General features: G+C 69.5%; 14 protein-coding genes. 8 read left to right on the forward strand and 6 right to left on the reverse strand.

What is annotated here, in order from left to right; translation table 11 throughout:
• Positions 1-29: 29 nt before the first annotated feature.
• On the reverse strand, positions 30-875 hold the full coding sequence (locus QFZ50_RS01530) for an NAD(P)-dependent oxidoreductase (RefSeq protein ID WP_307081232.1): 846 nt from the start codon (positions 873-875) through the stop codon (positions 30-32).
• Between the two features lie 149 nt (positions 876-1,024).
• Between QFZ50_RS01530 and QFZ50_RS01535 the strand changes: the two genes are divergently transcribed.
• Positions 1,025-2,146 carry an NAD(P)/FAD-dependent oxidoreductase gene (locus QFZ50_RS01535; RefSeq protein ID WP_307081234.1) on the forward strand — a complete coding sequence of 374 codons (1,122 nt, stop codon included), beginning with the start codon at positions 1,025-1,027 and terminating at the stop codon, positions 2,144-2,146.
• A gap of 120 nt (positions 2,147-2,266) precedes the next feature.
• Here the strand turns inward: QFZ50_RS01535 and QFZ50_RS01540 are convergent, their stop codons facing one another.
• The 3 genes from QFZ50_RS01540 to QFZ50_RS01550 all read right to left on the reverse strand — a co-directional run bounded on the left by QFZ50_RS01540 (position 2,267) and on the right by QFZ50_RS01550 (position 5,374).
• The gene (locus QFZ50_RS01540; RefSeq protein ID WP_307081235.1) at positions 2,267-3,364 is read right to left on the reverse strand and encodes a LacI family DNA-binding transcriptional regulator; all 1,098 of its coding nucleotides are present in this window, start codon (positions 3,362-3,364) and stop codon (positions 2,267-2,269) included.
• A gap of 3 nt (positions 3,365-3,367) precedes the next feature.
• Positions 3,368-4,297, reverse strand: coding sequence for a PfkB family carbohydrate kinase (locus QFZ50_RS01545; protein WP_307081237.1), 930 nt, complete (start codon positions 4,295-4,297; stop codon positions 3,368-3,370).
• Between the two features lie 81 nt (positions 4,298-4,378).
• The gene (locus QFZ50_RS01550; RefSeq protein WP_307081239.1) at positions 4,379-5,374 is read right to left on the reverse strand and encodes an SIS domain-containing protein; all 996 of its coding nucleotides are present in this window, start codon (positions 5,372-5,374) and stop codon (positions 4,379-4,381) included.
• A 272-nt stretch (positions 5,375-5,646) separates the two neighbouring features.
• On the opposite strand from QFZ50_RS01550, the gene QFZ50_RS01555 reads away from it, so the two are divergent.
• From QFZ50_RS01555 to QFZ50_RS01565, 3 genes are read left to right on the forward strand one after another with little or no spacing between them, the layout of a single operon-like run.
• Complete coding sequence (locus QFZ50_RS01555; RefSeq protein ID WP_307081241.1) at positions 5,647-6,963, forward strand: ABC transporter substrate-binding protein; 1,317 nt, start codon at positions 5,647-5,649, stop codon at positions 6,961-6,963.
• Between the two features lie 43 nt (positions 6,964-7,006).
• Positions 7,007-7,891 carry a carbohydrate ABC transporter permease gene (locus tag QFZ50_RS01560; protein ID WP_307081244.1) on the forward strand — a complete coding sequence of 295 codons (885 nt, stop codon included), beginning with the start codon at positions 7,007-7,009 and terminating at the stop codon, positions 7,889-7,891.
• Positions 7,885-8,721: a carbohydrate ABC transporter permease gene (locus tag QFZ50_RS01565; RefSeq protein WP_307081246.1), complete on the forward strand. Its 837-nt coding sequence runs from the start codon at positions 7,885-7,887 to the stop codon at positions 8,719-8,721. The genes QFZ50_RS01560 and QFZ50_RS01565 overlap by 7 nt, the downstream gene beginning before the upstream one ends.
• A 72-nt stretch (positions 8,722-8,793) precedes the next feature.
• Here the strand turns inward: QFZ50_RS01565 and QFZ50_RS01570 are convergent, their stop codons facing one another.
• Together QFZ50_RS01570 and QFZ50_RS01575 are read right to left on the reverse strand one after the other, a co-directional pair.
• The gene (locus QFZ50_RS01570; RefSeq protein WP_307081248.1) at positions 8,794-9,216 is read right to left on the reverse strand and encodes an ROK family protein; all 423 of its coding nucleotides are present in this window, start codon (positions 9,214-9,216) and stop codon (positions 8,794-8,796) included.
• Positions 9,137-9,952: an ROK family transcriptional regulator gene (locus QFZ50_RS01575; RefSeq protein WP_307081250.1), complete on the reverse strand. Its 816-nt coding sequence runs from the start codon at positions 9,950-9,952 to the stop codon at positions 9,137-9,139. The genes QFZ50_RS01570 and QFZ50_RS01575 overlap by 80 nt, the downstream gene beginning before the upstream one ends.
• 204 nt (positions 9,953-10,156) lie before the next feature.
• Here QFZ50_RS01575 and QFZ50_RS01580 point away from each other — a divergent pair, with 204 nt between their 5' ends.
• The 4 genes from QFZ50_RS01580 (at position 10,157) to QFZ50_RS01595 (ending at position 15,030) form a co-directional block, all read left to right on the forward strand.
• Positions 10,157-11,443 carry an ABC transporter substrate-binding protein gene (locus QFZ50_RS01580; RefSeq protein ID WP_307081252.1) on the forward strand — a complete coding sequence of 429 codons (1,287 nt, stop codon included), beginning with the start codon at positions 10,157-10,159 and terminating at the stop codon, positions 11,441-11,443.
• A gap of 1 nt (position 11,444) precedes the next feature.
• Positions 11,445-12,374: a carbohydrate ABC transporter permease gene (locus tag QFZ50_RS01585; protein WP_307081254.1), complete on the forward strand. Its 930-nt coding sequence runs from the start codon at positions 11,445-11,447 to the stop codon at positions 12,372-12,374.
• Positions 12,374-13,276 (forward strand): carbohydrate ABC transporter permease, encoded by a 903-nt coding sequence (locus QFZ50_RS01590; RefSeq protein ID WP_307081256.1) that lies wholly within the window; start codon positions 12,374-12,376, stop codon positions 13,274-13,276. The genes QFZ50_RS01585 and QFZ50_RS01590 overlap by 1 nt, the downstream gene beginning before the upstream one ends.
• Before the next feature lie 119 nt (positions 13,277-13,395).
• The gene (locus QFZ50_RS01595) at positions 13,396-15,030 is read left to right on the forward strand and encodes a glycoside hydrolase family 13 protein (protein WP_307086578.1); all 1,635 of its coding nucleotides are present in this window, start codon (positions 13,396-13,398) and stop codon (positions 15,028-15,030) included.
• Positions 15,031-15,250: the final 220 nt, after the last annotated feature.

Here is a 15,250-nt window from a genome sequence, read left to right on the forward strand (position 1 = left end):
CAGGTTCTTTTCCTTCCCGGAACCAGGGGCTACCCGAGCTCGGGCTTCGCGATCACGGCGATGTCGTCGTCGCCCGCGCCCGCACGCTGCGCGTCGGTGAGGGACTGCAGGAGCGCGGTCACCGCGGGCAGGGGATCGGGGGTGGAGCGCAGCATGAGGCGTGCGTCCTTGGCGAGGAGATCGGCGGAGAACTGCGTGTCGCCGAACGTGCCGCCGGTGATGACGGGCCCCTTCATGCCGGCGATGACGCCGAGGCCGGTGCCCTCCAGCAGGTCCAGCACGCCGGCGGCGTCGAGGCCGTTCGCGCGGCCGAGGCGCAGCGCCTCCACGAGCCCCTGCAGGGTGACGCCGAGCGCGAGGTTGGCGAGCAGCTTGCCGGTGGCGGCGTCCGACGGCGTGGCGACGCGGCGGAGCCGCTGGGCGTCGGCCCACAGGGCGGCGAGCGGTTCGACGACGTCGACGTCCTCCGGCGCACCGCCGAGCAGCACGCCGAGCCGGCCGGCCCGTGCCGGGGCGAGGCTGCCGATGACGGGCCCGTGCACGTAGCGGACCCCGGCAGCGGCGGCGTAGTCCGCGAACTCGCGGGCGTCCTCGGGGGAGACCGTGGTGACGTCCAGCCAGACGGCCTCGGCAGGGATCTCCAGCCCGGAGAGCACGACGGCCCGCACGGTGTCCGGTCCGAAGAGGACTGTCATCACCACGTCGGCGTCCCGGACGGCGTCCTCGGCCGAGTCCGCCTGCGTGGCGCCGGCATCACGCAGCGGCCCGACGGCGGCGGGTGTCCGGTTCCAGGCGGTCACCTCGTGGCCGGCCCCGAGGAGGTGCACCCCGAGTTCGTATCCCATGCGTCCGACGCCGAGCAGTGCGATCTTCATGAATCCTCCGGTTGCTGGTTGCTGGTTGCTGTCCTTCCCGCCATTGTCCCGGATCGGAGCGCGCGATAGATTTTCATCATCGCCCTGTGAGACCGGTCTCACTCTCTCTCGCCAGCGAGGGGCGAACCCAAGGCAGAAGGAATCGACCCATGAGCACGGCAGGGAACACACGACGCGTCGCGGTCCTCGGCGGCGGCATCCTCGGCGTCTCGACGGCGGTGCACCTCCTGCGCGAGGGTGCGTCCGTCGTCCTGGTCACGGAGGCGGAGCCCGCCAGCGGAGCCTCGGGCAGGTCGCTGTCCTGGCTCAACAGCGCCGGCGAGCGGGCCACGCCGTACCACCAGCTGCGCCTCGCGGGGATCGACCGGTACCGGACGCTGTTCGCCGCGGACCCGACCCGCGACTGGCTCCGCTTCGACGGCGGACTGCACTGGGCGGGCACCGGCTCGGAGCAGGACACGATCGCGCGCCACGAGCACGAGCGCGCGCACGCCTACGATTCGGTCCTCGTGTCGCCGGAGACCGTGGGCGAGCACACGTCGGGCATCAGCGCGGAGGCCGTCGGGGCGGCCGCGATCCTCAACCCCGGCGAGGGCTGGGTGAGCCTGCCGCACCTCATCGGATTCCTGCTGGAGGAGTTCACCGCCCGGGGCGGTGACCTCGTGACGCACGCCGGCACCTCCCGCGTCCTGGTCGAGGACGGGCGTGCCACCGGCATCGGCACCCCCGACGGCAGGACTCTCCCGGCGGACGCCGTCGTGGTGGCCTGCGGACCGCAGACGCCCGCCGTCGTCGCCGGGCTCGGGGTGGACATCCCCGACGCCTCGCCGGTGTCCATGCTCGTGACGACCGCCCCCGTGGAGCATCCCGCCCGGGCGGTCCTGAACACGCCGCGGGCGGCCGTCCGGCCGAACCCCGGCGCCACGTTCGCGCTCGACCACGACTGGTACGAGGAGAGCATCACGCAGGACGCCGACGGCACGTACTCGATCCCCGAGGAGGTCGTGCACGAACTGGCCGCCGAGGCGGCCGCCCTGCTGGAGGGTCGCCCGCAGCTCATCGCGGCATCCTGGAAGATCGGGCGCAAGCCCATCCCCGGCGACGGCGAGCCCGTGCTCGGCGAGCTCGAACCCGTCCCCGGCTGCTTCGTCGCCTTCACGCACTCCGGTGCGACACTCGGGCTGATCGTGGGCGAGCTGCTCGCGGGCGAGATCATGACGGGCCGCAGGCACCCGATGCTGGAGACGTTCCGGCCGGGCCGCTTCGCCTGACCCGCTTCGTCTGACTCGGATCGCCTGACCCGGGCGCCTGACCCGCTTCGTCTGACTCGGATCGCCTGACCCGGGCGCCGCGGGGAGGACTCCTCCGGTCTGCGCCGGCCCGGCCCGGGATCACGGCAGGCGCGGAGGCGGACCGATCGACGAACGTGTCCGGAGTTCTGCCGGGAGCATGTGCAGGCGCGGCTCGTACTCGGAGGAGCCGATGCGCGACACCACCTGGTCAACCGCCAGCCGTCCCATCTCGTCCACGGGCTGGGCGACCATGGTGAGCGGCGGCTGCATGACCGTCGCCCAGCTGGTGTCGTCGAAGCCCACGAGGGAGATGTCCCCGGGGTAGGAGAGGCCGAGTCCCTGCACGGCGTGGAGGGCTCCGATGAGCGCCTCCGCCTCCGACGCGAAGACGGCGGTGGGAGGGTCCTCGGACTGGAGCATCGCGTGGGCGGCCTTCGCCGCCGATTCCTCCGTCTTCGCCCCCGTGGTGACCAGGGCCGGCGAATAGGGGATCCCCGCGTCCTGGAGGGCGTCCAGGTACCCGCGCAGCCGCTCGGCGTCGCTCCACAGGCTGCGCGTGTTCACGGTCAGGAGCTCGTCCAGGGTGTCGATGCCGGCGTCGGTGGTCGGACCCCACAGGAAACCGATGCGGCGGTGGCCGGCCTCGATGAGCGCGCGGGTCACCCGCCGGGCCTCCGCCCGGTTGTCGACGACGACGGCGTCGAGGTGCAGCCCCGGGATCAGCCGGTCGATCAGCACCACCGGCGTGCCGCGCCGGGTCGCCTCGGTGAGGTGCTCCGCCTCGGGGGCGCCGACCGCCGCGGAGGACACCACGATGCCGTCCACCTGCTTGTCGAGGAGGACACCCACGGCGTGCCGCTCGGCGGCCAGGTCCTCGTAGGTGCTGATGACGATCACGTCGAGGTTCCGTGCGCTCGCCGCATCGGAGGCCCCGCGGATCAGGCCGGAGAAGAAGGTGTTGCCGATGTCCGCGACGACGATCCCCAGGGAGTTCGTGACGCCGGTGGTCATGCTCCGCGCGAGGATATTGGACCGGTAGCCGAGCCGCTCGGCCGCGGCGAGGACACGCTCGCGGGCGACGGCGCTGACCGACCCGTAGCCGCCCAGGGTGCGTGCAGCCGTCGCCCGGCCGACACCCGCTTCCGCCGCGACGTCGGAGATGGTGGGCGCGCTGCTGGGAAGATGCTCGGACGCCATGGGCTAATGGTAACGAGGCAGCGGGGCGCCGGGACCGGTCAGCGCGGCGCGCGCGGCGTCGGGGTCCGCGTCCGAGAACGGCCAGCCGCGCCCGAAGGCCCCTTCCACCGTGCACTGCTGCGCGGAGTAGAGCGCGGCAGCCCGCATCGAGGCCGCGACGCCCCCGGCGTCCACACGCCGGTCCCGCGCCCATCCCGCCCGCACCAGCGCCAGGACGAAGGCCGTGAGATAGGCGTCCCCGCAGCCCATGGTGTCGACGATGGACGACGGCGGGACGTACTCCGCGCCGCCCTCGTGGAAGGTGCCGCCCTCGAGGAAGAGGGCCCCCTCGGTGCCCCGCGTCGCGAGTGCGGAGCCGGCACCGTGCCGCACCGCTGCCCGGAGCAGGTCCCGCGACTCACGGTCGCTGAGGTCGGCGCAGGAGAACTGCCCGAGGTCCACGGACGGGCACACGGCGGCGAGGTAGGCGTCGGAGCGTCGGTCGTCGTCGGCGGAGAAGTCGAAGGTCACGCGGGGGACGGCGGCCCGTACGGCCGGGAGGTGCTCCTCGATGCCGGAGTAGACACTCGAGTGCACGACGTCGAACCCGCCCATGTAGTCCAGGTGGTCCCGGGACGGCCGGAAGGGCTCCTCGAGGGTGATCCCTCCACCGTTCCAGTCCAGGAAGCGGCGCTCGCCCGCTTCGAGCCGGATGTTGGTCCAGCCGCTCGGCCCGTCGCGGGTGACGGCGTGCGAGATGTCCACGGACTCGGCCAGCAGGGACTCCTTCAGGAGATCGCCGAACCGGTCGGCGCCGAAGACGCCGAGGTACGCGGACCCGGCCCCGAGGCGGCGTGCGAAGACGGAGAAGTTGACGCTGTTGCCGCCGGGATAGGACGTGCGGCGGTCGATGAAGCGGTCGACGATATTGTCGCCAAAGCCGAGAACGCGCATGGGTGCCTTGCTGCTCGAAGGAGGGACCACCGGCCGGGTGCCAGGCACCCGGCCGGTGGCGGGATCATGCCGGGGGTCGGCTCAGTACTCCACCACCCGGTAGTAGCGGCGCAGGTCGAGCGAGTGGTCGCGCTGCTTCTCGAGGTGCTTGCTGATGCGGCTCGTGATCGTGTCCATGACGAGCGGGCCGAGCAGTCCCCGGAACTCGTCGTCCACGCCGTCCAGCGGGTAGTCCGCCGTGTCGAGGACCGTGGTGGCCTTCGAGTACTTCTCGGAGAACGCGACGACGCGCTCCATGAGGGGGCGCGTCTCGTCCTCGCCCACGAAGAGCAGGACACTGGTGTCCTCCTCGATCAGTTCCAGGGAGCCGTGGAAGAACTCGGCGCCGTGCACCCGGGTGGTGTGCAGCCACTGCATCTCCTCGAGGATGCACATGGAGTACAGGTAGGCGTGGCCCCAGAGGTTCCCGCTGCCCACCACGAAGTGGAAGTCGGTGTCCTTGTGCCGTGCCGCGAAGGCTTCCGCCATCGGTTCCGCCTGGCGGGCCACGCCCACGAGTGCCTTGGGGACGGCCTGCAGCTGGTCGACCAGCTTGTCGTAGCCGGCGAACTCGCCGCGCTCCGACAGGAAGCGCGTGGTGAGGAGCAGCAGACCGAGATCGAACGGCCAGGCATCCGGCTCGGTGATGAAGGCGTGGTCCACGCCCTGGGCGATCGGGCTGTCCGCGATCCCGGTGAAGCCGATGGTGCGGACCCCGCGCTCCCGGCAGTACTCGATGCACCGGATGACGTCCTCGGTGGTGCCGGACGCGGAGGTGAAGACGGCGACCGCGCGCTCGTTGAGGAGGGCGTCGCCGGAGAGGACCAGTTCCGCGGCGATGGCGGACCGGACGGGGACCGTGGTGCTGCGGCGCATCAGGTGCTCGTAGGGCCACATGGCGGCGTAGGTTCCCCCCGACCCGACGAGGAAGACCGCTTCGACGCCGGCGAGGCCGGCCACGACGTCTTCGATCTGCGGCTGGAGGGCGAGGAAACTCTGGGCGCGTGTGAGGAACTGGTCCTCATCGAACTTCAGCATGGTGATCCCTTCGAAAGAGGCGATAGTGACCAGTTGATACCGGTATCACCGGCACATCGTTGCACGGGAAATTCGCGAGCGTCAACCATTCGCAGTCGTCTACCGGTTCCGGGTGGACTCCCGGCAAACTTTCTGCGAGCCCCTCTGGTACCGGTATCAAAGTTGCGCTACTGTGATCCGCACCACGTGGAAAGAGCGGGCCCATCGGGCACCCGCCGACCATCCGCAGGGAAGCTTCCGGGGAAGTCCCGGTCCATGAAGGAGGCTCGGCCATGAACAACGTCCGACTGAGAGTGTGTGCGGTGTCCGCCGCGGTATTGATCGGCCTCACGGCCTGTGGAGGTGGGACCGACGTCGAGGCGGCCGACCTCACGGCCGAGCCCGAGTACGAGGGCACCCTCTCGATCCTCACGAAGTTCGGCGGCGAGCCGCTCTCGCCCTATTTCGAGGACCTGGCCGCCGAGTACACGTCCCTGCACCCGGACGTCGACTTCGAAATCATCCAGGAGACCGACCAGAGCATCAAGGACAAGACGAAGACGCTCGTCGCCTCGTCGGCGCTGCCGGACATCTACTTCTCGTGGACCGGCGACTACGCGGACAAGTTCATCGAGGGCGGCCTGGCCACGGACCTCACCTCCGTGCTGGCCCCCGACTCCGAGTGGGGCGGCACGTTCGGCGCGGCGTCGCTCGATGCGTTCGCGAAGGACGGCAAGTACTACGCCGTCCCCCTCTACAACAACGGCAAGTTCATGGGCTACAACAAGGCCGTCTTCGACGCGGCCGGCGTGGCCGTGCCCACCACGTTCGAGGAGCTTCTCGCCGCCTGCCCGAAGCTCGAGGCGCAGGGCGTGGAGCCGCTGGCCTTCGGGAACAAGGACGGCTGGCCCGGGCTGCACTTCCTCCAGCAGCTGTTCGCCTACAACGTCCCCCAGGACGTGCTCGAGAAGGACTTCGATCCCGCCACGGCCACCTGGGACCACCCGGGGTACGTGAAGTCGCTCGAGGAGTTCCAGTCGGTGGTGCAGGACTGCACCGGCACCGGGTCCGACTCCAACGGCGTGCTGTACTCGACGGCGCAGCAGGCGCAGTCGTCCGGCAAGGCCGCCATGTACTTCCAGGAGATCCTGGAGTTCGACTCGGTGGTCACCGACGCCTCCGCGATCAAGGCCGAGGACTTCGGGATCTTCGCGCTCCCTGCACCCGAGGGGGCCGAGGGCGATCCCGCCGCGCTCGAGGGTTCACCCGAGGGCATGATGGTCAACGCCAAGTCCCCGCGCCAGGCGCTCGCCGTCGACTTCCTCAAGTTCGTCACCAGCAAGGCCAACGCCGAGACGCTCGCCGGTGCTCCCTACAGCCAGCCGAGCACGATCGTCGGAGCCGTGTCCGATGCGACGGCGAGCCCCGCCGTCGTCGAGGGCGTCGCCGAGCTCAACGACGCCAGCTACCTCCTCGGCTGGCTGGACGCCGTCACGGTGCCCGACGTCGCCGACGCCTGGCTCGCCGGCGGCGAGGCGCTCGTGTCCGGATCCGAGACTCCCGAAGAGGTCCTGAGCAGTGTCCGCGCCGCTTCGGACAGCGCCGAATAGGCCGGTCGCCGCACCCCTGCCTCTCCCCGCCGGAGACGCAGGGGTGCGGCGCCGCCGCAGGCCCCGCGGCTGGGCATGGGTCGCACCGGCGCTCCTCCTGCTGGGTGTGTTCGTCTACCTCCCGCTGCTGCAGAACCTGCAGTACAGCGTCATGAAGTGGGACATCTACGCAGGGGGCTCCTCGTTCGTCGGACTGGCGAACTACGAGAAGCTCGCCGGCGATCCCGTGTTCTGGCGTGCGCTGTTCAACAACTCGGCCTACGCCGCGGTGTCCCTCCTCTGCCAGGTCTTCGGTGCGCTGCTGCTGGCCGCGCTGGTGGAGGGCCTGCGGTCCGAGCGCTGGCGGCGGGCGCTCCGGGCCATCTACTTCGTCCCGTCCGCGATCTCCCTGACCGTCGCCGGACTGCTGTTCTACTTCGTCTACGAGCCGGAACTGGGCATCCTCAACGCCCTCCTGAGGGGCGTGGGGCTGGACTCCCTGACGCAGGCGTGGCTGGGGCAGGAGGGCACGGCGATCTGGGCGGTCATCGCGATGAGCCAGTGGCAGGGCTTCGGCTACTCCACGCTGCTCTTCGCGATCGCGATCCAGCGGATCCCGCAGGACCTCTTCGATGCGGCGTCGCTCGACGGCGTCGGACCGATCCGGAGGTTCTTCCAGGTGACCGTCCCCCTGACCCGCGAGATGACCGGGCTGATGATCATCGTCACGCTCTCGGGGGCGTTCCAGGTGTTCAACGAGGTCATGGTCATGACCAGCGGCGGCCCCAACAACTCGAGCCAGGTGCTCGTGACCTGGCTCTACCGCATGGGCTTCGGCCGGAACGACTTCGGCTACGCGGCGGCGATCGCCACGGTGATCTTCGTGCTGACGCTCGGTATCGCACTGCTGCAACTGGCCATCACCCGGAAGAGGAGAGTGGAATGGTAAGCCGATCGAATGTCCTCGGCGTGGTCCTGCGCACGTTCGTCGCGTCCTTCCTGCTGGCCCTGGCCGTCGTCGTGGTCTACCCGCTGCTCTGGATGGTGCTGAACGGGTTCAAGACCAACAGCGAGCTCTTCGGGAATCCCTTCGCCCTGCCGCTCCAGTTCACCTGGGACAACTACGCCAAGGCCTGGAACCGCGGCGTGAGCAGCTACCTGATGACCAGCGTGCTCGTCACCGTGACGTCGACCATCGCCACCGTCTTCATCAGCGCCTGGGCCGCCTACGGGCTCACCCGGATGCAGATCCCCTTCAGCCGGACGGTCCTCGCGCTGATCCTCGGCGGCCTGATGCTCGCCCCCGCCGTCGCGCTCATCCCGCTGGTCAAGATGTTCCAGGCGCTCGGGCTCTACAACACGTTCTGGGCGCTGTTGATCCTGTACGTGGCCTTCCGGATCCCGTTCACCACGTTCCTGATCCGCGCCTACATGGTCGACCTGCCGCTGGAGATCGACGAGGCGGCTGCCGTGGACGGCGCCGGCAAGGCGCGGGCCTTCTGGAGCATCGTGCTGCCCATGTGCAAGCCGATCCTCGTCTCCAGCGTCATCCTGAACATCCTCTTCACGTGGAACGAGTACCTGTTCGCGATGGTGTTCACCAGCGGGGGAGACCTGCAGACGCTGCCCATCGGGCTGACGAACCTGATGAGCAAGCACGGGACCGAGTACCCCGTGGTGTTCGCCGGCATGACCATCGCCGCCGTCCCGGTCATCCTGCTCTTCTTCCTCACCCAGAAGTACTTCGTCAAGGGACTGGCGGACGGCGTCGGGAAGTAGCCGGGGTCAGTCGGAGCCGACCTCCCGTGCGGTGGCGATGGATGCTCGGTCACGGCCGTCGGCATTCCACGATCAGTGGGGAGTCGCCCCCTCGTGCAGTGTCCCGAGGATGATGCGCTGGATCACGACGGCGGCGGCGCCCCGCGCCCACTGCGCGAAGTCGGAGGGCCGGCGGCTCAGCCGGAGCGGTGACGCCTCGGGGTCCCGGTGGTACGCGATCGCGTCCTGGAGCGCGGTCCCGGCCACGTCCGCGAGGTCCATGCCCTCCCCGGAGAGGATGACGAGCTCCACCATCGTCAGGTTCGCGACCGCCGCGACCAGCAGGCCGAGGGACTGGCCCGCTGCCTCGACGACGGCGCCCGCCACGGGATGGCCCTCCGCGGCGAGGTCGAGGATCGCCGCGTACGGGAGCTGCTCACCGGTGGAGGCGGCGAACTGGGAGCAGATGGCGGGGATGGTGAGCACCGCCGAGGAGCATCCGCGGTGTCCTTCCATGCACCGGGGCCCGGACGGGTCGAGGGGATAGTGGCCCACGAGGCCCCAGGCCGGCATCCGGTGGGGCGATGACGGTGTCGTTGATGACGAGTCCGTAGCCCACGCCCGCGCCGACGGTGAGGACGGCGAAGTCCTTCTCGCCGCGCCCCGCGCCGAACCACTGCTCGGCGACGGTCAGGGCGACGACGTCGTTCTCCACGGCCACGGGCAGGCCGGTCCGCTCCTGCAGGAGGTCGGCGAGGGGCACGTCGCGCCAGCCGAGGAACGGGGCACGCAGCACCATCCCGCCGGGGCCCACCTTGCCGCCGATGCTGATGCCGATACCGCTGAAGGAGTCGAGGGGCCCGAGATCCGCGACGGCGTCGACGATGGTGCCGAGCACGTCCTGGACGTCGTGGCCGGGCAGGGACCGCTCGCTCGCACCGACGACGTCGGACTTCAGGTTCGTGGCGACGGCCGCGGCGGTGTCGCCGGTCAGCTTGACGCCCACGAACCGGTGCGAGTCCGGACTCACCTCGAGCGGACGGATGGGGCGGCCGATCGAGGCGGCGGCGGCCTCGTCCGATTCCCGGAGCATGCCCGAGTCGAGCAGCGGCTTGCTGAGGCGCGTGAGGCTCGCGACCGAGAGGCCGAGGCGCGCCGCGAGGTCCGCGCGGGAGATGGGACCGCGGATCAGGACTTCGCGCGCGAGCGCCCGCGCCGGGCTGGAGGGGGCGAGCGAGGTGACCGCGTCCATGACATTCCGTTCGCAAGGGAGACTTATTTTCAGAATAGCGCTAATAATGCGGGTTCCTGCAGCTCCAAGCGTCTGAGAGGCACTTCGTGGCGGAAAAATGTGACGGTTGACACCGCTATTAATTCTGTCGTAAAAATAAAGCCTGCTCCCGTCCGCTCCTGTTCCCGGCGGGACGCCATCACACCGCACGAAGGAGAGCCTGTTGTGAAGCTGCCCCACGGACCCGCGACGCGGGCCCTCCGATACGTGGCCGGAGGTGCGTCCCTGGCCCTCGTCCTCTCGGGGTGTACCGCCCAGGACGACGTCGTCACGCTCGACTTCTTCCAGTTCAAACCCGAGGCCGTGGCGAATTTCGCCGCCATCATCGACGAGTTCGAGGCCGCCAACCCGGGCATCCGGGTGGTGCAGAACCACGTCCCCGACGCCGACACCGCCATCCGCACGCTCCTCGTGAAGGACAAGACGCCGGACGTCCTGACCCTCAACACCAACGGGCGCTACGGCGAGCTGGCGAAGGCGTGCGTCTTCGCCGACCTCTCCGACCTCCCCGTCGTCGAGCAGGTGCGGCCGGCCGTCCGCGACATCGTCGAGGACCTCGGTTCGTGCGACGACGGCGAGGTGAACGCCGTCCCGTTCTCCAGCAACGCGAGCGGCATCCTCTACAACAGGGACCTCTTCGCGCAGTACGGCGTCGAGGTGCCCACCACCTGGGACGAGCTGCTCGCCGCGGCACGGACGTTCGAGGCGGCCGGCGTGACGCCCTTCTACACGACCGTCAAGGACGCCTGGACGATGGGCCCGGCCTTCGTGAACCTCGGCGGAGCACTCCAGCCCGAGGACTTCTTCGACCGCCTACGCGCCGAGGGCTCCGACGTGGCCTCCGGCGAGGTGTCCTTCTCCAAGGACTACCCGGAGGCGATGGAGAAGCTGACCACGCTGTACGGGTTCGGCCAGGACGGTGCCGCCGGCCGCGACTACAACGCGGGCAACGCGGCCTTCGCCGCGGGGGAGTCCGCGATGTACATGCAGGGCAGCTACGCCATCCCCGCGATCCGCGCCGTGAACCCGGACGTCAACATCGGCTCCTTCCCCTACCCGGCCACCAACTCGCCCGAGGAGACCGTCGTGGTGTCCGGCGTCGACGTCGGGGTGTCGATCGGGCGCGACACCGAGCACCCCGAGGAGGCGAGGAGGTTCGTCGAGTTCCTGATGTCGCCCGAGGTCGTGGAGCGCTACGCCCAGGAGCAGAGCGCGTTCTCGCCGCTCGCCACGGCCGCGGACTCCACGGACCCGGCCCTCGCCGGCCTCGCGCCGTACTTCGAGGACAACCGGATCATCGGCTTCATCGACCACCAGCTGCCCGCGAGCCTCCCGCTGCCCCAGTACCTGCAGGAACTGGTGCTCGGCGGACGGACCGAGGACTTCCTGGCCACGATGGACCGCGAGTGGAGCAAGATCGCCGCGCGCACCATCCCCAACGAGAAGGACTGACATGAGCACCGAAGTGAGCCGCCCCACCCGGCCGGGCACGCCGTCGTCGCCTCCGGCGCTCCGCCCGGAACGTCGCGTGCCGCGCGTCTTCTACCTGATGGTGCTCCCGGCGCTCGCGCTGTTCGCCGTCTTCCACACCGTGCCGCTGCTGACCGGCATGTTCTTCAGCCTGACGAACTACGCCGGGTACGGCGAGTGGTCCTTCGTGGGCCTCCGGAACTACGTCAACCTCTTCGGCGACGACCGCATCTACGGCGCCTACGGGTTCACGTTCCTCTTCGCGATCGTGTCCACCGTGGCGGTGAACATCATCGCGCTCTCCATCGCGATCGCCCTCAACGGACGCATCCGCTTCAAGACGGGATTCCGGGGGATCTTCTTCATCCCCAACATCCTGTCCATCCTGATCGTCGGCTACGTCTTCAACTACCTCTTCTCCAACTCCGTGCCGGCGATCGCCGACGCGCTCGGGATCACCTCGCTGACCACGAGCATCCTGGCGAGCCCCGACACGGCGTGGATCGGCGTCGTCATCCTGTCCGTGTGGCAGGCAGCCGCCTTCAACATCATCATCTACCTCGCCGGGCTGCAGACCATCCCGACGGAGCTCTACGAGGCGGCGGCCCTGGACGGTGCCTCGCCGTGGAAGCAGTTCACGTCCATCACCTTCCCGATGATCGGCGCGTTCTTCACCATCAACATGGTGCTCAGCCTCAAGAACTTCCTGCAGGTGTTCGACCAGATCGTCTCGCTGACCGCCGGCGGCCCCGGCACGTCCACCGAGTCGATCTCCCTGCTCATCTACCGCGGCGGCTTCCAGGGCGGGGAGTACGGCTACCAGACGGCGAACGCCGTCATCTACCTCTTCGTGATCATCGCCATCTCATTCATCCAGCTGCGCGTCCTGCAGCGCAGGGAGGCCTCGTTCTGATGACCGCTACATCACAGTCCACCGCCCGCCGCGTCCTCGCGGACCAGCCCGTCCGGGACGACGTCGAACGCGCCTTCCGCCCCGACCGCCGCCGTGTGAACTGGTGGCTGACGGCCCTCGTCGCCGTCTGCGCACTGACGGTGCTGATCCCGCTCTACCTCACCGTGGTGACCGCACTGAAGACACCGGACCAGCTGGGCGGCACCGGCTTCGGCCTGCCGACGTCGGCCCGCTGGGAGAACTTCGCCGACGCGTGGACGCTCACGAGCTTCCCGCGGGCCCTGCTCAACACCGGGCTCGTCACCGTGGGCACCGTGCTGCTGACCCTCGTGACCAACTCGATGGTCGCCTACGCCATCGCGCGGAACCTGCATCGCCGGTTCTTCAAGGGGCTGTACATCTACTTCATCGCCGCCCTGTTCGTGCCGTTCCCCATCATCATGCTGCCCGTGGTGAAGCAGACCGCCATCTTCGGGCTCGACAACCAGCTGGGCCTGATCCTGCTCTACACGGTGTACGGGCTCTCGTTCAACATCTTCGTGTACGTGGCATTCATCCGGTCCATCCCGCTGGAGCTCGAGGAGGCCGCGCTGACCGACGGCGCCACCACCTGGACCGTCTTCTGGCGGATCATCTTCCCGCTGCTCGGCCCGATGAACGCGACCGTGGGCATCCTCACCTGCCTCTGGGCGTGGAACGACTTCATGCTGCCGCTGGTGATCCTCTCGGACCCCTCGGCCCAGACCCTGCCGCTGGCACAGTTCATCTTCCAGGGGCAATTCAATACCAACTACCCGGTGGCATTCGCGTCCTACCTCATGGCGATGGCACCGTTGCTGGTGGTGTACCTGTTCGCGCAGCGCTGGGTGATCTCCGGCGTGATGCGCGGATCCTCCAAGTAACGTCCACACCCCCACATCATCGAAAGGGACACTGTCTCGTGACTTCCACCGTCAACCCCGACGTCGAATCCGCCGTCGACCCCACCGCGGAGCTCTCCGCCGACGCCCTCGCCGAGCGCATGCAGGACCCGAACTGGTGGCGGCAGGCCGCCGTCTACCAGATCTACCCGCGGAGCTTCGCCGACTCGAACGGCGACGGCATCGGTGACCTCAAGGGCATCACGTCGAGGATCCCGTACCTGACGTCCCTCGGGGTGGACGCCGTCTGGCTCAGCCCGTTCTACCCGTCGGCGCTCGCCGACGGCGGGTACGACGTCGACGACTACCGCGACGTGGACCCGAAGCTCGGCACGCTCGAGGACTTCGACGAGATGATCGCCGCGCTGCACGCGGCCGGCATCAAGCTCGTCGCGGACATCGTGCCCAACCACACCTCCAACCGTCACGCGTGGTTCCGGGAGGCGCTCGCCTCGCCCCGCGGCTCCGCCGCCCGTGAGCGCTACATCTTCCGCGACGGACTCGGCCCCGACGGCTCGCAGCCGCCCTCGGACTGGGACTCCGTGTTCGGCGGCCCCGCCTGGGAACGCACCGAGGACGGCCAGTGGTACATGCACATCTTCGCCCGCGAGCAGCCCGACCTGAACTGGGACAACCGCGAGGTCCGCGACGACTTCCTGAAGACCCTGCGCTTCTGGTCCGACCGCGGCGTCGACGGGTTCCGCGTGGACGTGGCCCACGCCCTCACCAAGGACATGACGGAGCCGCTGCCCTCCAAGGCGGAGCTCGGACCCGAGGGCGGCAACAACCGCGGGAAGCACCCCTTCTGGGACCGCGACGAGGTCCACGAGGTCTTCGCGGAGTGGCGCACCGTGTTCGACGAGTACACCCCGCCGCGCACCGCCGTGGCCGAGGCCTGGGTGCACGCCGACCGCCGTGCCCGCTACGCCAGCCCCGACGGACTCGGCCAGGCGTTCAACTTCGACCTGCTCAAGGCCGACTGGGATCCCGGCCAGTTCCGCGAGATCATCACGAAGAACCTCGTCGAGGCGAAGTCCTCCGGTGCGTCGTCGACCTGGGTGTTCTCCAACCACGACGTCGTCCGGCACGCCACCCGCTACGGCCTGCCACCGGCCGGCCCCGACAGCGAGGACGGCCAGGACGGCGGCGCCTGGCTCATGAGCGGTGGCACCACGCCCGAGCTCGACCGTGCACTCGGAGAACGCCGGGCGCGCGCCGTCTCGCAGCTCATGCTCGCCCTGCCCGGCTCCGCCTACCTGTACCAGGGGGAGGAGCTCGGGCTGCACGAGGTCGCGGACATCGCCGACGAGGACCGCCAGGACCCCACGTTCTTCCGCAACAAGGGCGTCGACGTGGGCCGTGACGGCTGCCGCGTGCCGCTGCCCTGGACGCGCGACGCCGAGTCCTTCGGCTTCGGCTTCGGCGGAGCGCACCTGCCGCAGCCGGCCTGGTTCGGCGAGTACGCCGTCGAGGTGCAGGAAGCGGACGCGTCCTCCAACCTCAGCTTCTACCGGCGCGCGCTCGCGCTGCGGCACCAGCTGCAGGGGGAGGAGGACTTCGAGTGGATCGACGAGCCCTCCGGCGACGTCCTGCACTTCACGCGTCCGAGCGGCTGGCACAGTGTCACGAACTTCGGGTCCACCCCGGTGGACCTGCCCGAGGGGACGGTGCTGCTGAGCAGCTCGCCGCTCGAGGACGGCAGGCTGCCGGGCGACACCACGGCCTGGCTCGTCTAGCAGCGGGCCACGCGCGACGGCGGGCACCCTTCCGGGGGTGGCCCGCCGTCGTCGTCCCCGCCCGGGTGGAAGACCCGTTCGTCGGGAGGAGAACCGGTTGCGGGCCCGGCGGGGACCTCGGAATACTGGGAGGACCGGCAGGAACGGGCGGAGGGTGGCGGCATCAGCGGGTCCCAGGAGAACGAGGAGAGGCTGCGCAAGGCGGCCCAGTACCGGGCTG

Origin of the sequence: Arthrobacter agilis, from assembly GCF_030816075.1 — a bacterium.
Lineage (GTDB): Bacteria > Actinomycetota > Actinomycetes > Actinomycetales > Micrococcaceae > Arthrobacter_D > Arthrobacter_D agilis_E.

Bases quoted from the DNA above. Each gene is read 5' to 3' on its own strand.
- QFZ50_RS01530 (WP_307081232.1), bottom strand. From the start codon at position 875: ATGAAGATCGCACTGCTCGGCGTCGGACGCATGGGATACGAACTCGGG.
- QFZ50_RS01535 (WP_307081234.1), top strand. From the start codon at position 1,025: ATGAGCACGGCAGGGAACACACGACGCGTCGCGGTCCTCGGCGGCGGC.
- QFZ50_RS01540 (WP_307081235.1), bottom strand. From the start codon at position 3,364: ATGGCGTCCGAGCATCTTCCCAGCAGCGCGCCCACCATCTCCGACGTC.
- QFZ50_RS01545 (WP_307081237.1), bottom strand. From the start codon at position 4,297: ATGCGCGTTCTCGGCTTTGGCGACAATATCGTCGACCGCTTCATCGAC.
- QFZ50_RS01550 (WP_307081239.1), bottom strand. From the start codon at position 5,374: ATGCTGAAGTTCGATGAGGACCAGTTCCTCACACGCGCCCAGAGTTTC.
- QFZ50_RS01555 (WP_307081241.1), top strand. From the start codon at position 5,647: ATGAACAACGTCCGACTGAGAGTGTGTGCGGTGTCCGCCGCGGTATTG.
- QFZ50_RS01565 (WP_307081246.1), top strand. From the start codon at position 7,885: ATGGTAAGCCGATCGAATGTCCTCGGCGTGGTCCTGCGCACGTTCGTC.
- QFZ50_RS01570 (WP_307081248.1), bottom strand. From the start codon at position 9,216: ATGGAAGGACACCGCGGATGCTCCTCGGCGGTGCTCACCATCCCCGCC.
- QFZ50_RS01575 (WP_307081250.1), bottom strand. From the start codon at position 9,952: ATGGACGCGGTCACCTCGCTCGCCCCCTCCAGCCCGGCGCGGGCGCTC.
- QFZ50_RS01585 (WP_307081254.1), top strand. From the start codon at position 11,445: ATGAGCACCGAAGTGAGCCGCCCCACCCGGCCGGGCACGCCGTCGTCG.
- QFZ50_RS01590 (WP_307081256.1), top strand. From the start codon at position 12,374: ATGACCGCTACATCACAGTCCACCGCCCGCCGCGTCCTCGCGGACCAG.
- QFZ50_RS01595 (WP_307086578.1), top strand. From the start codon at position 13,396: ATGCAGGACCCGAACTGGTGGCGGCAGGCCGCCGTCTACCAGATCTAC.